The 17,571-nt window shown below is 44.1% G+C and carries 16 protein-coding genes and 1 pseudogene; 7 read left to right on the top strand and 10 right to left on the bottom strand.

The features are described from left to right. Positions 1 to 48: 48 nt before the first annotated feature. On the bottom strand, positions 49 to 1,311 hold the full coding sequence (locus tag C1I60_RS14435) for a lanthionine synthetase C family protein (RefSeq protein WP_137062364.1): 1,263 nt from the start codon (positions 1,309 to 1,311) through the stop codon (positions 49 to 51). Between the two features lie 73 nt (positions 1,312 to 1,384). Next, positions 1,385 to 1,537 carry a gallidermin family lantibiotic gene (locus tag C1I60_RS14430; RefSeq protein WP_137062363.1) on the bottom strand — a complete coding sequence of 51 codons (153 nt, stop codon included), beginning with the start codon at positions 1,535 to 1,537 and terminating at the stop codon, positions 1,385 to 1,387. A gap of 197 nt (positions 1,538 to 1,734) precedes the next feature. On the opposite strand from C1I60_RS14430, the gene C1I60_RS14425 reads away from it, so the two are divergent. Further along, positions 1,735 to 3,096: a lanthionine synthetase C family protein gene (locus C1I60_RS14425; protein ID WP_137062362.1), complete on the top strand. Its 1,362-nt coding sequence runs from the start codon at positions 1,735 to 1,737 to the stop codon at positions 3,094 to 3,096. Here C1I60_RS14425 and C1I60_RS14420 read toward each other — a convergent pair whose 3' ends face one another. The 5 genes from C1I60_RS14420 to C1I60_RS14400 form a co-directional block, all read right to left on the bottom strand. Beyond that, positions 3,097 to 3,831: an ABC transporter permease gene (locus tag C1I60_RS14420; protein ID WP_137062361.1), complete on the bottom strand. Its 735-nt coding sequence runs from the start codon at positions 3,829 to 3,831 to the stop codon at positions 3,097 to 3,099. It abuts the gene before it with no gap. A gap of 14 nt (positions 3,832 to 3,845) precedes the next feature. Continuing rightward, the gene (locus C1I60_RS14415) at positions 3,846 to 4,553 is read right to left on the bottom strand and encodes an ABC transporter permease (protein WP_137062360.1); all 708 of its coding nucleotides are present in this window, start codon (positions 4,551 to 4,553) and stop codon (positions 3,846 to 3,848) included. Further along, complete coding sequence (locus tag C1I60_RS14410; protein WP_137062359.1) at positions 4,550 to 5,473, bottom strand: ABC transporter ATP-binding protein; 924 nt, start codon at positions 5,471 to 5,473, stop codon at positions 4,550 to 4,552. Before C1I60_RS14410 ends, C1I60_RS14415 begins: the two co-directional genes overlap by 4 nt. Before the next feature lie 142 nt (positions 5,474 to 5,615). Then, on the bottom strand, positions 5,616 to 6,698 hold the full coding sequence (locus C1I60_RS14405) for a sensor histidine kinase (RefSeq protein ID WP_137062358.1): 1,083 nt from the start codon (positions 6,696 to 6,698) through the stop codon (positions 5,616 to 5,618). Then, the gene (locus tag C1I60_RS14400; RefSeq protein ID WP_137062357.1) at positions 6,695 to 7,414 is read right to left on the bottom strand and encodes a response regulator transcription factor; all 720 of its coding nucleotides are present in this window, start codon (positions 7,412 to 7,414) and stop codon (positions 6,695 to 6,697) included. The genes C1I60_RS14405 and C1I60_RS14400 overlap by 4 nt, the downstream gene beginning before the upstream one ends. 164 nt (positions 7,415 to 7,578) lie before the next feature. Here C1I60_RS14400 and yhbH point away from each other — a divergent pair, with 164 nt between their 5' ends. The 3 genes from yhbH to C1I60_RS14385 all read left to right on the top strand — a co-directional run bounded on the left by yhbH (position 7,579) and on the right by C1I60_RS14385 (position 10,955). Beyond that, positions 7,579 to 8,745 (top strand): sporulation protein YhbH, encoded by a 1,167-nt coding sequence (gene yhbH, locus C1I60_RS14395; RefSeq protein WP_137062356.1) that lies wholly within the window; start codon positions 7,579 to 7,581, stop codon positions 8,743 to 8,745. Continuing rightward, on the top strand, positions 8,742 to 10,187 hold the full coding sequence (locus C1I60_RS14390; RefSeq protein ID WP_137062355.1) for a SpoVR family protein: 1,446 nt from the start codon (positions 8,742 to 8,744) through the stop codon (positions 10,185 to 10,187). Before yhbH ends, C1I60_RS14390 begins: the two co-directional genes overlap by 4 nt. A gap of 516 nt (positions 10,188 to 10,703) precedes the next feature. After that, positions 10,704 to 10,955, top strand: coding sequence for a hypothetical protein (locus C1I60_RS14385; protein ID WP_252361722.1), 252 nt, complete (start codon positions 10,704 to 10,706; stop codon positions 10,953 to 10,955). Positions 10,956 to 11,005: 50 nt separating this feature from the next. Here C1I60_RS14385 and C1I60_RS14380 read toward each other — a convergent pair whose 3' ends face one another. Further along, the gene (locus tag C1I60_RS14380; protein WP_137062354.1) at positions 11,006 to 11,692 is read right to left on the bottom strand and encodes a response regulator transcription factor; all 687 of its coding nucleotides are present in this window, start codon (positions 11,690 to 11,692) and stop codon (positions 11,006 to 11,008) included. 316 nt (positions 11,693 to 12,008) lie between these two features. Here C1I60_RS14380 and C1I60_RS14375 point away from each other — a divergent pair, with 316 nt between their 5' ends. The 3 genes from C1I60_RS14375 (at position 12,009) to C1I60_RS14365 (ending at position 15,048) form a co-directional block, all read left to right on the top strand. Continuing rightward, positions 12,009 to 13,016 (top strand): aminoglycoside phosphotransferase family protein, encoded by a 1,008-nt coding sequence (locus C1I60_RS14375; RefSeq protein ID WP_137062353.1) that lies wholly within the window; start codon positions 12,009 to 12,011, stop codon positions 13,014 to 13,016. An 18-nt stretch (positions 13,017 to 13,034) separates the two neighbouring features. Beyond that, on the top strand, positions 13,035 to 13,931 hold the full coding sequence (locus C1I60_RS14370; RefSeq protein ID WP_137062352.1) for a phosphotransferase: 897 nt from the start codon (positions 13,035 to 13,037) through the stop codon (positions 13,929 to 13,931). Between the two features lie 244 nt (positions 13,932 to 14,175). Beyond that, positions 14,176 to 15,048: an arylamine N-acetyltransferase family protein gene (locus C1I60_RS14365; RefSeq protein WP_137062351.1), complete on the top strand. Its 873-nt coding sequence runs from the start codon at positions 14,176 to 14,178 to the stop codon at positions 15,046 to 15,048. A 105-nt stretch (positions 15,049 to 15,153) separates the two neighbouring features. On the opposite strand, the gene C1I60_RS14360 is transcribed toward C1I60_RS14365, so the two are convergent. Continuing rightward, a complete protein-coding gene (locus C1I60_RS14360) occupies positions 15,154 to 16,170 on the bottom strand; it encodes a globin-coupled sensor protein (protein ID WP_137062350.1) in 1,017 nt (338 codons plus the stop codon). Between the two features lie 304 nt (positions 16,171 to 16,474). Then, positions 16,475 to 17,571, bottom strand: a pseudogene (locus C1I60_RS14355) (protein prkA); the annotation flags it as partial.

Below are 17,571 nucleotides of genomic sequence, written 5' to 3'. Positions count from 1 at the left end.
AATCCCCCCAAAACCAATGCTTCAGATAAAGCAGTTAAGACCGAGCCGCTACGAAATTAGAAACAATTCACTCCATCTCCCTGAATATTTAGGTTGCTCCTTCCCTATTCCATAGTCCAACAAGCTTAATGCAATCCCTGTTGCCCCTTGCAGTATTCCTATATTATGAACATGAGTTGTCCCCTCCAAATCCTGGTATCCAAACGGAAGCTCTTCATCGTATAAATTCACTAACTTTAATGCTATCTGATCGGCAAAGTGTAACGCTGCTATATTACCGGTTAAGTAATAGAATCTATGAGCCATATGAAGCAAACCCGCCAATCCGTGACAGAAAGTGGGGGATAACGCATTTAATAGCTCATCATCTAAGCAAAATATGGATTCCACAGCTTTTTCCGCTATCTTTTTCCATTCTTCATTACTACACTCATTTCCTGCTCTGAATAGAGTCCAGGCTATTCCAAAGGTTCCATGGCACCAGCCTTCAATTTCTCTCATTCCTTCTTTGTTCTCTATCTTGTTTATTGAAGCCACTTGAGAGTTTACAGGCCAATACAAACCATATTGATCCTCCTGAATTTGAATAAGCAAAAAATCGGCTATATGCTTTATAGCCTCATGTATTCCTTCAACTTCGATCTTTTTTTGTAGGGCAGTGACAAGCAGTGCAAGTATTCCGGTAATACCATGCGCCAAACCTAGATGGATTGAAGCCGAACCTACTCTTGACGTCAAATGAATATATTCAGGTATGAAGCACGTAATGGTATCCAATAATTGACGAGACAGATCACGCATCGCCTTGTCTTCAGGAATCTCCAATGTGTATCTGCCAACTCCGAGCAGTCCATTGATGAAATCCATCTGCTTGCTGAACTCTTTTGTTGAGCTTATCAGAGGGAATTTTCCCCATTCAACTTCAATATGTTTATTCAGTTGAGACGTTAGTTGGTTATAGTTATCTCTGTTATTGGAAGCTAACAGTATGCCATAAGCCACTCCTGTTGTTCCGTAATAAAGAGAAGTATGAGGCAGCAATAATAAAGAGTTAGAGTGTAAGTACAGCAATTGAGCATGCACATGCTCTGCCCAATATTGATCTGGCTCCAGATAACCCCATTCGGCCAACAACACTAATACACCTGGAACTCCATCGGCAAGCGAGCCCGGATTCCAAGGGGCCACTCCACGTGAAGGTGAGAGATTGTTTTTATGAATAACTATCTTTTCTGTATATGATAGGTCTGTTAGTTTTTGTGCTATATACTTACTGATTTCAACTGATCTCCCCTGCAAATCTTTGACCATAAATCCTCCCCATATTCATATGGGAAAAGACACGGTAATAGAAACCGTGCCTTTTTTCCATATTTTCTCGTTATCAACACGTTTTGCAGAAGGTAAGACTAACTTGACAATTCAAAGTACCTGTTGCACATGAAGGAGTACAGATAAGACCACTGGCTGGTTGGACCTCTTTAGGAGCAACCTCATTTTTAGCTACTTGCAAGTCCAGATCAAATTGATTTTTCATCTTGTTACCTCCTTTTATTTTTTACAATTTCATTATAAGTTATATAATCTTAACTAGACTTTATAAAATTCTTACATTTGTCTTAATTTCAACGAGTACATTTAAGATAAACCTTCGTTACTTTTTAGTATTTTTAAGGACAACTCAGCAGCTTTTAGCGACAATATTAATGAGAAAAAAATAAAGGGGGCATTCATATGACAATGGATAGTTTTGTTATGCAACAATCCGATCAAGCTCGTGCAAGAGATATCAGTAAAAAGATTGCCTTCCGTCTATGCGATCCCGAATCCGTCTATACGGCAGTCCATGCAGAACACAATGTTTCGCCGGAAACAAAGTACCACCCTTGGGGAGGAACTTCACTTTCCCATGGTTATCCTGGTAATATTCATTTACTATCCCAATGGCGTGCTACAGACTCTTCGTATGATTGGAATGGGGCTATACACTTGAACATGGCTCAAATCCAAGCTTCACTTGCTAAAAATGGTCTTAACGATGTCTCGCTTTACAGTGGATGGGCAGGTATTGCTTCTTCCGTGAGTGAGGCTTCCAATCATGGCGAATACTACAGCAATTTCTTACATCAGATCCATCAATGGATGATTCCTCTAACGAAACAATGGCTTCAGTCGAATACAGAACAATTAGGTCTACACGAAGGGATGCCTATGCAAGCCTTTGACACCATTTCGGGAGCTTCAGGGATTGGAAGATATATTTTGAAGAGTTCAACCGACCCCATCTGTACTCCTCTTGTTGAGCCTATTCTTCAATTTCTCACTCATCTTACACATCCCATACATATTCACAGTCGTTATGTCCCAGGGTGGTACTCTCCCCAAAAGTTTCAATTTTTAGGCCGGGATAAACGTAACTATCCTCTGGGTAATTTCAATTGTGGAATGGCACATGGTATTCCTGGTCCGTTGGCTTTATTATCCGTTGCATACAGTGCTGGAATTGAAGTAACAGGTCAATATCAAGCGATTGAATCCATTACGGAATGGTTGCTTAAGTATAAACATGAGGATACATACGGCTTCTACTGGCCTCATATTGTTCCATTTGAAGCTGAAACAGGGTCACTAGAGTTTGATTTCCAACGAGCAAGAGAAGCATGGTGTTACGGTACACCCGGCATCGCCTGTTCCCTATTTCTTGCCGGAAAGGCTCTCCATAATGATGATCTGCAAAAATTGGCTGTAAAAGCTTGTATCAGTGCAATCTCCTATGAGATGGCTGAACGGGAAATGGACTCCTCTGCACTCTGTCACGGTCTTGCCGGTCTACTCATGATATCTTGGCGAATGTGGTGTCACAGTAAGGAGCCTGCGCTTATCCCACTTGTCCAACAATTATCGAGCCGTCTACTTGATCGCTTTCAAGCGGATAGCCCACTTGGATTTCTTGATCCCGAGCCAAAGGCGGACGGCTCTCAGATCTGGCTGTCAAAAGCGGGCATGCTTGAAGGCGTTGCTGGAATTGCTGCTACTTTATTAGGGGTTTCTGAGAACAAGGAGCTAGCTTGGGATTACATCCTAATGCTATCCTAACTACAACCAGTCCCTATTCACAAACATCTTTCTTCCACCATACAGATAAGCTAAAAACGTAAAAATCACAATCAATCCAAGGCTATAAGGCTCAACTCTGGGTGCATAAGTCGCTGTTTGAGGCATCATGATATAATAAGGAATCGTAAAAGGAAACCACGCACCTATAGTAGAATGAAAGCCTGTTATGACAATATTAGGAACCACACAGCAAATGGACATTCCCAGAGAAGCTCCAAAATTCCGGATTTTTATCGAGAGCATAAGCTGTAGTGCTGCTAGAGGGAAAATCCCGAGCCACCCTCCCAAACCGGTAGAAAGGACGACAGACCAAGGGATTTCTCCTGGAGCACCTGCTATATTTCCACTTACAAAATAGCCTACTATGAATATAAGCTGATCAAGCCCCAGTATGAGAATGAGCAATATATATTTTGCATAATAGATTTGTTGGCGAGGATACGGACTGCTCAATAAAATCTTCCATCCCCCATCTCGATGTTCGTATGCACACAAAAGAGAAGCGATAATTCCACAATAGAGCGGATAAAAAAACATAGAGTGAAATTGCGCTGAATAGGTGTATAAAGTTAACCAGCTAGGCGAAAAAAACTGCTTCAAATCGTTCAGTTCCAAGACTCCCAATAAAGAATTTATGACCGCATCCAATATAATGAGAATCCATACCATGATCCATTGAAGCTTTATCGTTTCCACGCGTAAAATAGAGCCCATGTAGCTTCTCCTCTCTATTTGAATTCATGCTTGGTAAACTGTAATGTACCAAGTCCCGTAAAGATGATCCCTGCACTTAAAGCAACGATCACCCAAATCATGTGTTCCTTAATCAGAGGGCTTGATAGTGCAGGGTATGACCAAGGCAATATTTTAATCCATAGAATACTTGTGCGTGCCAAAAACAAGCTTGCAATAGAACCAAATATACCAAACGCTAATGGGAATGCTTGATTAGTGAAAAGCGTAGAAAGCCAAAGTTGAATTGCGAGTACTGGTAGAGTAGCCAAGCTTGCATTAATCGGCTGCAACAGCATAATCCGCCAAGGAATTGGCTCGTTTGTATACAGCATCCAGATAAGGCTCATCCCTGCTATAGTGATCAAGGCGGTACCAAACTGTAGAATCACGATCCATACTATTTTGGATAAATAGATGTAGCTTCTGGGAACAGGCATGGCCATAAGCTGTTTCCATGTATCAGTATCATGCTCTGTACCCGCCATAATGCTCGCTAAAAGTGTACCGCCAAGCAGCATCACAAACGAGAGAAACATAAACATAACAGCAAAACCAGCATAGACACCTCCTGGCCCTTGCCGAAAGTAAAGATACCATTCCACGGCAGTCATACCTGTAAGTACACAGCCCTGTAGAAGAGGAAGCCACCAGCATATTTTCTTTAGCTTGAATCCCTCTGCCTTTATAACCCGGAGTATCATAAGCTTCGCTCCTTACCTGTCAGTTCAAGGAATATCTCCTCCAATGTTTTTTTCTTTTCTGTTACCCGATAAATGGGATGATTGTGTTCCACAAGCACCTTAATCATCTCCGAAGATTGTTGCCGATCCACAATAGGAGTTACGACTTCTTTGGGCTCCATGGATTCAGCTCCAGCCGTCCATCCATGCTGAATCAGTGCTCCTGCAGCCAGAACAGGATCTTGGGTTTCGATGAATAATTGAGGCTTACTTTTGGCTGTGAGTTCCTTCATCGTTCCCTGGAAAATCATTTCACCCTGATTAATAATTCCTACATAGGTTGCAATCTGCTCAATCTCACTTAATAAATGGCTCGAAACCAGTACCGTCATTCCGTAAGCGCCAGGCAAGTTCATAATTAACTCCCGAATTTCCTGGATACCTGACGGGTCCAAACCATTCGTCGGTTCATCAAGAATCAACAATTTGGGATTAGAAATAAGTGCCATGGCAATCCCCAGTCTTTGTCGCATCCCCAAGGAATATCCTTTTACCGGACGATACGCATCCTTGCTTAATCTCACCAAATCCAGCACTTCATGAATTCTTCGTGTCGGCAGTCCACGCATCGTTGTAACGATTTCCAAATTTCTATATGCGGATAAATGAGCATAATAGGCAGGTGATTCAACCAAGGAACCAACATCCTTCAAAATTTCCATACGCTGATCCTTTAGCTTTTTCCCGAAAATCTCAATTTCTCCAGCTGTGGATTTAATCAGCCCGAGCAGCATACGAATCGTGGTTGTTTTACCTGCCCCATTAGGTCCTAAAAATCCATAAATTTGCTCTCCGGGTACCTGGAGATTTAATCGTTTTACAAATTCCCGTTTTCCAAAACGCCTAGTTAGCTGCTGTGTATGTATTACATATTCAGACATTTCCTATCTCCTCTCGACTTTTAATGCTGAAGTTTTAGTTACATATAGTTTACTGAAGTAAAGTTAACATCAAGTAAACAGTTCATAAACAGCAGGCAAAAAAACAAGCAAGCTTCAAAATGTGAGATCAGATGTTGAAAAGTTAGATGTTTAGCGGCAATGAAATCTCCATCCTTGTACCCGTTTTACTTCCTGGAAGGATATGAAGCGTTCCGTTATGCGCTTCAATAAAGCTTTTGGCAATAGGTATTCCATGACCTTTGGAGTGAGACGCCCGCATGAACTCATTTGGAATTATTCCTATGCCGTCATCTTCGATAAAAATATGAAGCTTATCGTTCGCTTTGTTCACTTCCATTGAAACATGTGTACCTGGTGGGTTATGGATGATCGCATTAATTAAAAAATTTTGTAGCGCTCTACCTAATAATTTGCTATCAAAGAGCATAATACATGTTGCTTCCATTGACGTAAAAGAAAATTCGTATTGCTCGGCTGAAGGATGGTTAGCGATATCTATGACTGCATTGCGCAGAAACTCTACAATGTCTTCCTCCTTCAATTGAATCGGCAGAGAGCTCTCCTTGAACTGCATAGAAGCATTTAGATCCTGAATCAACTGCTTCATCTCCGTCACTTTTTCACTGATGCATATGCTAAAGCTTCTTCTCTCTTCATCAGACCAATCATACTCTTGGGCAGTTAGCATGGCTGCATATCCTTCGATATAGGTTAACGGTGTTTTCAGATCATGGCTTACGCCTGCTACCCACTGCTGTTTTCGCTTTTCTATTTCCACTCTCTCCTCCTCATTACGGCGCAATTGAGCAGATAATATGTTCATTTGTTCAAAAAGCTCTCTATACAATTGATACGGGAGCTTATAACTATTTTCCCGATTTTTTTTACGCTCTCGCAGTTTCAACTCACTTAGAGGCGCTTGGAATTCCCCCGTTGATATATTTCCAATCCATTTCATCATGTAAATTAGTGGCTTACCAATATACCATCCATAGGCAGCTATGAATACAATACTTTGCACGATACCAAGTCCTGTCCAGAATAGATCAATATTTATATTTTGAGATGCACCATGAGATGCAGCAAATGTACTTTTTATAAAAATATATATGATCGTGCAGAACACAAAACAAAGAACATAGGCCAGTACAAAGCATAACGTTACTTTCATAAAACGAAAGGACATTTTAACCAGAGGGTTCATTCTTGCTCCTCCCTCTTGACTGACATCATTTTATAACCAAGTCCTCTTACATTAATTAAAAATTGCGGTTGCTTAGGTTCAGGCTCTATTTTTTTTCGTAAACGGGAGATATGAATCACTACAGTCTTCTCATCACCCAAGAAGGCCTCGCTCCATATCGCCTCGTATAGCTGCCGTACACTGAAAATACGGTTTGGGTGCTTACATAAAAATACCAGCAGTAGCCATTCACGTGCCGGACAATCGACCTGCTTGTCCTCCACATACAACACACCGGATTCCAACTCCAGACGAAAATATCCAAAATCTAAAGTGCGTAAGGACGGTTTCATGGCCACAGTCGGAACTTTCCGATATCTCATTCGAGCTTTCATACGCGCAACGACTTCCAGAGGGTTAAACGGTTTGGTAATATAATCGTCCCCCCCGATACCAAATCCCATTAATTTGTCCAGGTCTGTATCTCTTGCCGTCAAAAAAAGAATAGGAGCTTCCGTATATAGACGCAAATGACGACACACCTCAAACCCATCGCTATCAGGGAGCATAACATCAAGCACAATCACATCAATCTGAGATTCCATCACGACTTGCAGCGCTTCCTGACCCGTTGCTGCATGCTTAACATGAAGGAATCCTTCTTTTTTTAACACCATTGTCAGCATATCCCGCAGCCCCTGTTCATCGTCTACTATAAGTACTGCAATTTCTTCCATAACTCAAGGTTCTCCATTCTTTTTTTACATTTTTTACTTTCATTATAAAAGCAAACGGGCAGAATTTAAATCGAGTTCCATCACATATCGTACATCCCCGTGAATATACTTAATAACCAACAAGGCCAAACTGTGCCGTGTATCCACTTGGGGGGTGCCTAACAATGCCGGAACCACGTCAGCCATATTCATTCGTCGTATCCCGCGAAGATTGGTCGCTGCATCGCAAAGGGTACCAAGACCAGCAGCGTCATCAGCAGAAGGTCAAAGATGTGATTAAGCAAAATCTGCCTGATCTGATTACGGAAGAAAATATTATCATGTCAGACGGTAAGCAGATTATTAAAGTGCCGATTCGCAGTCTGGACGAATATCGCTTCATTTATAATTATCAGAAGCAAAAGCATGTAGGGCAAGGGGATGGCGACAGTCAGGTGGGCGATGTCATCGGACGCGATCCTGCTTCCCAGAAGCCCGGTAAAGGCGAGAAGGCCGGAGACCAGCCTGGACACGATATCATGGAGACAGAAGTCAGCATGGAAGAACTGGAAGATATGCTGTTCGAGGATATGGAATTACCGCATTTGCAGCAGAAAGACAAGGAACAGATTGAGGTTGAGTCTATCGTATTCAATGATATACGCAAAAAAGGCATGCAGGCCAACATTGACAAGAAGCGAACCATTCTCGAAAATCTGCGTCGCAACGCTCGTCAGGGGAAGCCGGGCATTCATCATATCAGTCCTGACGATCTCCGTTATAAAACATGGGAGGAAAAAACCATCCCTCAATCCAACGCTGTGATCATTGCGATGATGGATACTTCCGGCTCGATGGGATCTTTTGAAAAATATTGCGCCCGCAGCTTCTTTTTCTGGATGACCCGCTTTTTGCGCCGTCAATATGAAAAGGTGGAGATTGTCTTTCTGGCGCATCATACCGAAGCCAAAGAGGTTACAGAGGAGGAATTTTTCACTCGTGGAGAAAGTGGTGGCACGATCTGCTCTTCAGCCTATCTCAAGGCATTGGAGATTATCGACAAGCGCTATCCTCCTTCCAGCTATAATATTTATCCCTTCCATTTCTCTGACGGCGACAATCTGACCTCGGACAACGAGCGGTGCGTGAAGTTAATCGAGGAGCTTATGAAGCGCAGCAACATGTTCGGCTATGGAGAAGTGAATCAATATAACCGCAGCAGCACACTGATGTCGGCCTATAAGAACATCAAGATGGATCAATTCATGTATTACGTCATCAAGGAAAAGGGCGAGGTATACGAAGCCTTACGCACCTTTTTTCGCAAACGGGAAGGGGGGAGCGCTGGATGAGCAGTGACCATCGGGAGCTGGAATACGCCATTGCTGAAATTATGGAAGTTGCCAGCGGATTCGGGCTGGACTACTATCCGATGCGGTATGAAATTTGCCCGGCCGATATTGTCTACACGTTTGGAGCCTACGGGATGCCCACTCGGTTTAGCCACTGGAGCTTTGGAAAAACATTTCATAAAATGAAGATGCAGTACGATTTTGGCCTGAGCAAAATCTATGAGTTGGTTATCAACTCCAATCCCTGCTACGCCTTCCTGCTGGAGGGAAATTCTTTGGTTCAGAATAAACTGATTGTCGCCCATGTGCTGGCGCACTGTGATTTTTTCAAGCACAATGCCCGCTTCTCGGCCTCCAACCGCAATATGGTGGAGAGTATGTCCGCCACAGCAGACCGGATCAGCGGTTATGAAATGGAATACGGTTCGAAGGCCGTCGAATCCTTCATTGATTCGGTACTGGCTATACAGGAACATATTGATCCGCAGTTGATCAAACCACAACATCTGGATAAACAGCGCTATATGGAGCTTAAAGTCCGTGAACAAAAGGAACCGGGAAAACGGCAGCGCCCAGACGGTCCTTACGATGATCTGTGGTCACTGGACACGGTGAAGCCACAGCCGGATTCGACGGAAAGCGGAGGCATACAGATACGACAGTTCCCGCCTGAACCGGAGAAGGATGTCGTCTGGTTTATTCAGGAATTTTCGGAAGTGCTAGAGGACTGGCAGCGGGATATCATGACGATGCTGCGGGACGAAATGCTGTATTTCTGGCCCCAGATGGAGACCAAAATTATGAATGAAGGCTGGGCCTCCTATTGGCATCAGCGGATTGTCAGGGAATTGGATTTGACCGGGGATGAAACCGTTGAATTTGCACTGCTGAACGCTTCTGTCGTACAGCCTTCCAAGCAAAGCCTGAATCCGTATTATTTGGGGCTTAAAATATTTGAGGATATTGAAAAGCGATGGGATAACCCAACCCGTGAAGAGCAGGATCGACAAGGACGCAAACCAGGCGAAGGACGCGCTAAAATGTTCGAGGTACGGGAATTTGACTCAGACACCTCTTTTATACGCAATTACATGACCAAGAAACTGACAGAGGATTTGGATCTATACGTGTTTGAGAAACGAGGGCCGGATTGGAAAATCACAGATAAATCGTGGGAGAACATACGGGACCAGCTCGTATTCTCGCGTGTGAATGGCGGCTCCCCTTATATCGTCGTTGAGGATGGAGATTATCTGCACACTGGCGAGTTGAAGCTCAAGCATCAGTTTGAAGGGATTGAGCTGGATTTAAAATATATGGAGCGTACGCTTCCGTATGTGTATCAGTTATGGGGGCGGACCGTTCATTTGGAAACGATGATTGAAGGCAAGCTGGCCTTATTCTCATACGACGGCAAGAAGCATCATCGCAAGTTTGTATAGTTGTATAGAAACAAACGACCAGTATATAGCGAAAGTAAAGGCGTAGTCCGAAAAAACGGAATGCGTCTTTTTACACTTCTTAATTAGAATCCAAAATGCCCACTCCTTTGGAACCCACTTGACCCACTCTATTGGGACCAAATATTGGTCGGCTACACTTAGTTGGACAATAAAAATGCTCATCAAATCCCATTAATTCGGATTCACGTCGTCGATTGTAAGCGATGATCGCATGAGCTTTTGCTTGGCGAATTTGCTCGTAGATCGGCTCATAATCATACCCAGCATCCAGAGTTGCATATTTGAAGGCGTAATCGGGTTGTTGTGCTTTTATCCCTTTTCATATAAATATTGCCTCTCGTGTCGAATATATGACATAGCGAGTCCATCCTCTCATCTCTGTGTTTTGTGTGGTGCTTAACACTTTCGAGATTTGGGGAGGTACTCCTTTTTCTATTGATTAATTTCATATAGCCTCTTTCCAATTTCAGGGTACCTGTTTCAATTGAGCAGGAGGTGACCGCCATCTACGGGCTGGCTGGACGTAATTTTTCCAAATTTGTACCGGGTATGAGCCGGATTTTTTCCAGATATAGCAGCAGGGTGCTGGAAGAGGATCGAGCCGTGGTGGAAAGCCAGCATCCGCGTCCTATCCCTGAGGCGCTCCGTATGGAGGCGCACGTACCCGCAGACGGGCCTCAGGTTCGTTTTCGCAACCGCTGGTACGACTTTCTCGTTAACGATGAACCTCGTGTCCGCCTGGATTAAGAATCGACATGGTGAGTGGATGGGCCAAGCGCCAAGCAACCGCCGTTCGTTCACAGCATCTTTTCCGCCTTATAGCCAATTCCATATACCGTCTGCAATAACGACTGATAAGGCTCAAGCTTCTTGCGCAGGCGCTGGATGTGAATGTCCACCGTCCGTGTTCCACCTGCATAATCGAAACCCCATACCTGCTGCAGCAGCTCGTCCCGTGTGTACACCCGCCCGGCGTGTGACACCAGAAGTGCCAGCACATCAAACTCCTTGGGTGTCAGCTCCAGCACTGTTCCCTCCAGTTCAGCCGTCCTGCTGGACGGACGCACTCGCAACGGGCCAAGTATCGTTTCTGATCCCTCTGGCGCAGGTGCTCCTTCCCGTTCCAGCCTCCGTACCAGCGCCTTGATGCGGGCGAGCAGCTCTCGCAGATCAAAGGGCTTGCTCATAAAATCATCCGCTCCCAGTTCCAGCCCGAGCACCTTGTCCACGATATCGTTTTTGGCAGTCAGCAGCAGAATACCGATGCCCTTCCGACTTTCCAAACGACGGCACACCTCATATCCGCCCAGCTTGGGCATCATCACATCGAGCACCAGCACATCCGGGTGAAACAAACGGACTTTTTCCAATGCGTCCTCCCCGTCAACAGCGGTTTCTACTAAAAAACCTTCTCTTTGCAACGCATAGGCCAAGGCATTGCGAATGCCGGGCTCATCGTCCGCTATTAATATTTTTTTATCCATGTCTTTTCCTCCCTGCCACAAGACCGATCATAAGTCTGCCCAGCGTTGACGCACTCTCTGCTTAGTACCTTCGTCTCAACTTAATTTTCAGGATAGTGTACCAAAAAAATAAACAAAACTAAACCTTTTACCGAATGGAACGCAAATAAACCGCTCTTTTCAGGAAAAGACGTTTTTTTAATGTAAAGAAATATAACATAAATCTAGAAGGAACGTGTATAGCCCTTTAAAACAGCACCTATTACCTCATCATGAATAGACTGATAACTAACAGAGGATTACCTTTTTATTTAATCACAAATCAAGCGAGGTACTTATGGCGAAATCCTATACCAAAGCACAGATTCGCAAAATCACCAGTCGTTTTGGCCTGATCCCGTTAAAATCAAGCTTGGTCTCATCCATGTACCGAAAAAATGCAGTAATCCAGGTAAAAACGAAAAAGGGAACTTATGCATTAAAGCCCTTTAACCGTACTAAGATGATCCACTCCAATACAATCCAGCAGATGGAGCAGGCAGCAAGCATGATCAGGCTTTTGAAAAAGAGAAAGTACAGCTACATGCCCGCGTGGCTCCCAACACATTCCGGGAAGCTATGGACTTTATTTCAAGGAACGCCATTTTATATGAGTCAGTGGATCAAGGGGCGGGGATTGGAAAATGCTGAAGATTTCGAAAAGCTTGGGTGGGCACTTGCCACGCTTCACGCCACGTCCACTGGCTTGCATCAGATTGGAAGGGGGAAATCCCCTACGTTACAACAATTGCGAATATGGAAAAAACAGGACCGTCTTTTTCAACGAAAAATAACACAAATCAGTCGTCATGACAAAGAATACCGCAACTGGTACAGCACTCATGGAAAAAACTGCAAACGTTTAGCTAGACAGGCATGGAAGGATTTGCAGGATACATCCATTGTTAAGCTGCTTCAGAAGGAAAACCGTTTCCCCTCTTTGATACACAGCGACATCACGATCCCCAATGTCATGATTTCAGATGATGGTCAACTCAAAATCATTGATTGGGATCGAGTTAAGGTCGGCTCAGTCTATGCAGATCTGGCGAAGGCCCTTATGAATACGACCCAATTCAATCCTAAATTTGTGCAATCCTTGCTGAAGGGATACCAAAAACGCAAACCACTAAGCCGAACTGAACGAAAAATGGTTACAGCCTTATATAAGCTGCCACGTGAAGCATGGCACGCCTCCCTACACCCGACTCGATCAAGAGACCGCGAGATCTTGGACAATTGGGATCAATCGTGGCCCCTTCGTTTGCAAATCATTCGTATTTTGCAGGAATGGGCCCATGCATAACAGAAAGTGAGGATCAAAATGTCGATTTTATCGAACGTTGAGCAGATGTACGGAATCAAAATTCAACATACTCGTCAAGTGAAGGACATATACATGATTGAGACCGCCAACATGACCTATTGTTTAAAGCCTTACAACTTCCCGGAGGATGAAATTCGTTTTATTACACGCGTGTTGTCCTTCCTGGATGAGCGCGGGTTTACCCGTAGTCAAAAGGTCTATCCGACAGTGCAGAAAACCGCTTATATGACCCATGAAGGCATTTCGTATACGTTAACCAATTGGGTGGATGGACGAAGACCAAATTTCACCAAAAAAATAGATTTCAAAAAGGGAATTTCCACCTTAGCCAAATTTCACTCCAGCGCCGTAGGCTTTCCTGTCGCCGAAGCTCCCACAGCCAGAATACGTTACGAGGGCTTGGGTGATGAAATAGCTGGATACAAAAAACGCCTCAGTCCCTACAAAGGCACAGCACATCTTGTGGCTCTCTGTGAAGAAGTGTCGAATCATTTACAGCAGCCCAAGGTTCGAGAAGCAATCGTCTCGGAGCAAAAAGCAGGCGCATATATACATGGCGATTACAATTACCCCAATCTGATTAAAGATAGACGGCTCAAGATCCATTTAATCGATTTTGAAAATTGCTCCCTGCACGTAAGAATGAAAGACTTATCCCATCTTCTACATCGAAATTCTCTTTGGAACGGGACCAATATGCTGCGCGCGGTCGACTACTATCAACGATATCGTCCGTTGAGCACCCATGATTTACATTTGCTTCACACGCTTTTGATCTCTCCCTATCATGTGGTCCGCAACATCAGAATAGGCGGCATCCGTTCTGCCAAACGTGTTATTCCATCATTCGCACAGCTAAACAAATACCGACGTGAGCTTAGAGCGCTGATATAATCTGTCGGCTTGTAACTAAACAAGAAAACAGACCTGACGAAACGGTCTGTTTTTTTATGTTCTGACAACTAATTATGGGAAATCTACATGCCACTGAACCGAATCCACTTACTGATTGTACCGGTACAATCAAAAATTTATAGCATTGTTATCAGTACGCCCCCCTTCTACAATGAGGATAAGACTCCAGGATCATTAGTTCCGAAAAGAGAATTGGGGAAACTAACAATAGAGGTGACTGCACATGTACATCATGACAAAAGAAGAGATAAAGGCTTATCTAAACAGGATCGGAATTGAAGACATTCTGCCTCCTACCCAATCCTATTTATTTGAGCTGCATAAGGCCCATGTGAAACATCTTTCGTGGCAAACGGTGGACATTTTTGCAGGAAAGCCGGCTGCCATTGGTTTCCAAGAATCCGTTCAACTTATTTTACAGGGGAGAAGCGGTTATTGTTTTCATCTGAATGGTGCCTTCAGTGCACTACTACATTCGCTAGGCTACAAGGTTTTCCTGCATCGCGCCGGGGTTCAGCCTTTAGGGGCAGAGCCACGCATCAATTCATTTCACCTTGGGCTAACCGTGAACTTGCTAAATGAGCAGCACGAAGATGAAGTATGGATTGTTGATGTTGGTTTAGGCGATATGCCATATGAGCCTGTTCCACTCCGTATGGGCACTTATGAACAAGCCCCTCTTCAATATAAGGTTACGGAGTCCGGGGTTGTTGCAAATGGCTGGCGGCTAGAGCATGATTCGCTGGCTTCATTTGTTGGCGTTGATTATGACCCTGCGGTTGTTCGGGATTTGGAAGAGTTTATGCCAAAACATCATTTCTATAGCCGCTCAGTGGATTCTCCATGGTTCAACCTGTTTCTGATTCGGCAAAGACAAGCATTAGAGACGAATGAACTAAGAGGCTGTATTTGGAAAAAGCACGGGCTGAACGGATTGGAAAAAATAGAGCTGGATCATAAATCGCAGTGGCTGGAAGTGTTGGCAGATGTATTTGGTGAGCCCCTTGTGGACTATAGTCACCAAGAACGGGACGAGTTATGGAAAAGGGTTTTTGCGGCTCATACTGAATGGAAGAAAACAATCAATTCCTTATAAGTATTACGCTCTTCCTCGATTGCGTGGATTGGACCTCCATGGAGGGAGAGCGTTATTTCCTCAAAAAGCTCTCCCCGGGATACAACTCATTCTATCCTCTCACAACTACATCCTTTCGCCGGGATGTTGAAGCGTTTCCAATTCCTTCACCATATTTTCGATCAGCTTTGTGAAGGAAGCCAATTCCTCAGAACTGAAGGCCTGTTGTCGGGCGCTGGCTGTTGTGGCAGCCGTTTCGGATTGCACACTGTTCAGCATACGGGCTATATCCAGTACCTTGCCCTGAATTTGCTCCTGCGCCTGCTTGGAATTGGATGCCAGCTTGCGTACTTCCTGTGCCACAATTTGAAACCCTCGCCCTGCTTCCTGCGCATGTGCTGCTTCAATCGCCGCATTCAGCCCCAGCAAGTGTGTCTGATCCGACAGCTCGCGAATCGTGCCGCTCATCTGCTCAATATGCTTGATCTCATCGCCCAACTGCTGTACCAATTCTTCCGTATGTTCCTGCGAAGAGGCTGTTGTACGGGCACTATCTGCTATATTATCTGTATTTTCACGCAATTCAGCAATCATACCAGTCAAATTTTGAGCAATTCGGGAAACAACGGTTAATACTTGTGTCTGCTCAGCGGCCAGCTCGTTAATTTGCTCCTTTTCCTTCTTCTGATAAGCTTCCAGCACAAGCTGGGAGTCCAGATTGAACATTTTGGAAAGAGCGTGAACAATCGAATACCAATCGTCGATCCCCGAATGCTTCAAAATATCTACTGCAATGTCCAAGTAAGTTATGTATGTGCCCAAATAATAATCCGAGGACAGACCAATGCGGGAATGCACCTGACCTACAAAAAGACGGTGCTCTATAAATGGTTCATCTATTTTCCCATCTGCCAGAGAAAGCCAGTATTCTCGTTGTGTTTTCTTTAAACGTTCAATATTGGACCATTTGGAGATAATCGACATGAGGTGCGGGACCTTCTCCACATGATCATAAAATCGATCCACCACTTCATTCACAACAGATTGGAACAAACCCTGATGGAGATGCAATAAAGCCAAATCATCATCCGTGATTCCAATATATTGAATCTGTTTTAATCTACTTTCAGCTACATCAATCATAAGGTTCCTCCAATAAATAGTTTACATCCATTTAACATTACCACATTTATCGGTGCATTTTTGGAAAATGTTATAAATTTAGTGAATTCATTGTGAGTTTTCGCATATCCATGATGGACAAGCACCTGAAATAACTCCTTCATGATAAAAAAAATCCGGTAGCAAGCACTTGAAACTCCCAGTGCTGTTACCGGATTCCTCATAGGCTACGCAACCGATAGATATTTCCGCTCAGCTACGTCGTCGTCCATCACAACTCATTACTCCAGCCTATTGCTTTTGCTTACCTTAAGCTTACCGAATTTTATCGATTTAACAGACTGCCTACATACCGAAGCAGGTCATTGGCGCTGGCGCCTGTATAACCGTGTTCCTCAATCAATCGCTTAATCACCTCATTCATGCGTTTGAGCTGATTAGCATCAGGTGTTTTGGTCGAGGTCGTAATTTTCACAATATCCTTCAAATCAGCGAACAGCTTTTTCTCAATCGCTTCTCTCAGCCGATCATGATGATGATATTCGAACTTGCGTCCCTTGCGTGAGTAAGCGGAAATCCGGATGAGAATTTCTTCGCGGAACGCCTTTTTCGCATTTTCTGATACCCCAATCTGCTCTTCGATCGAACGCATCAGCCGTTCATCCGGGTCGAGTTCCTCATCCGTAAGCGGGTCGCGGATTTTCACCCAATTGCAGAAGGCTTCGATGTTATCCAGATAGTTGTCAAACAGTGTCTTCGCTGATTCCTCGAACGAATACACAAAGGCCTTCTGGACTTCTTTTTTCGCCAGTTCGTCATACTCCTTACGGGCCACGGAAATGAAATTCAGATAGCGCTCCCTTTCCTCCTTCGTAATGGAAGCATGCTGATCCAGACCATCCTTGATGGCTCGTAAAATGTCCAGTGCATTGATGGATTCTACATTTTGTTTAATGAGCGCACTGGAAATGCGGTTGATGACGTACCTTGGATCTACCCCGGACATGCCTTCCTCCAGAAACTCATTTTGCATTTCCTTCAGATCGGCTGCCTTGTAGCCTTCCACCTCTTCTCCATCATACATACGCATCTTTTTGACTAGATCCATGCCCTGCTTCTTCGTCTCCTTCAAGCGGGTAAGTACAGAGAAAATAGCAGCCGTCCGCAGCGCATGAGGGGCGATGTGAATATGCTTCATGTCGCTTTGTTCAATGAGCTTGGCGTAAATTTTTTCTTCTTCCGAAACTTTAAGATTGTAAGGAATCGGCATCACGATCATCCGCGATTGCAGAGCCTCGTTCTTTTTGTTCGAGATAAAGCTTCTATACTCCGATTCATTGGTATGGGCAACGATCAGCTCGTAGATTGTTACATCATAAAACCAAAATAAATAACAAAAAGAAAAGCCCCTATTCATCAGGG

The organism is Paenibacillus terrae (assembly GCF_005217525.1).
Taxonomy (GTDB): Bacteria; Bacillota; Bacilli; order Paenibacillales; family Paenibacillaceae; genus Paenibacillus; species Paenibacillus terrae_C.
Note: the sequence above shows the minus strand (reverse complement) of the source record. Positions and strands in the feature narration are given on the sequence as shown.

Excerpts from the sequence above, each read along its gene's own strand:
- C1I60_RS14415 (WP_137062360.1), bottom strand. The coding sequence starts at position 4,553 with ATGATACTCCGGGTTATAAAGGCAGAGGGATTCAAGCTAAAGAAAATA.
- C1I60_RS14400 (WP_137062357.1), bottom strand. The coding sequence starts at position 7,414 with ATGGAAGAAATTGCAGTACTTATAGTAGACGATGAACAGGGGCTGCGG.
- C1I60_RS14405 (WP_137062358.1), bottom strand. The coding sequence starts at position 6,698 with ATGAACCCTCTGGTTAAAATGTCCTTTCGTTTTATGAAAGTAACGTTA.
- yhbH (WP_137062356.1), top strand. The coding sequence starts at position 7,579 with ATGCCGGAACCACGTCAGCCATATTCATTCGTCGTATCCCGCGAAGAT.
- C1I60_RS14390 (WP_137062355.1), top strand. The coding sequence starts at position 8,742 with ATGAGCAGTGACCATCGGGAGCTGGAATACGCCATTGCTGAAATTATG.
- C1I60_RS14375 (WP_137062353.1), top strand. The coding sequence starts at position 12,009 with ATGGCGAAATCCTATACCAAAGCACAGATTCGCAAAATCACCAGTCGT.
- C1I60_RS14420 (WP_137062361.1), bottom strand. The coding sequence starts at position 3,831 with ATGGGCTCTATTTTACGCGTGGAAACGATAAAGCTTCAATGGATCATG.
- C1I60_RS14380 (WP_137062354.1), bottom strand. The coding sequence starts at position 11,692 with ATGGATAAAAAAATATTAATAGCGGACGATGAGCCCGGCATTCGCAAT.
- C1I60_RS14430 (WP_137062363.1), bottom strand. The coding sequence starts at position 1,537 with ATGAAAAATCAATTTGATCTGGACTTGCAAGTAGCTAAAAATGAGGTT.
- C1I60_RS14365 (WP_137062351.1), top strand. The coding sequence starts at position 14,176 with ATGTACATCATGACAAAAGAAGAGATAAAGGCTTATCTAAACAGGATC.
- C1I60_RS14370 (WP_137062352.1), top strand. The coding sequence starts at position 13,035 with ATGTCGATTTTATCGAACGTTGAGCAGATGTACGGAATCAAAATTCAA.
- C1I60_RS14360 (WP_137062350.1), bottom strand. The coding sequence starts at position 16,170 with ATGATTGATGTAGCTGAAAGTAGATTAAAACAGATTCAATATATTGGA.
- C1I60_RS14425 (WP_137062362.1), top strand. The coding sequence starts at position 1,735 with ATGACAATGGATAGTTTTGTTATGCAACAATCCGATCAAGCTCGTGCA.
- C1I60_RS14410 (WP_137062359.1), bottom strand. The coding sequence starts at position 5,473 with ATGTCTGAATATGTAATACATACACAGCAGCTAACTAGGCGTTTTGGA.
- C1I60_RS14435 (WP_137062364.1), bottom strand. The coding sequence starts at position 1,311 with ATGGTCAAAGATTTGCAGGGGAGATCAGTTGAAATCAGTAAGTATATA.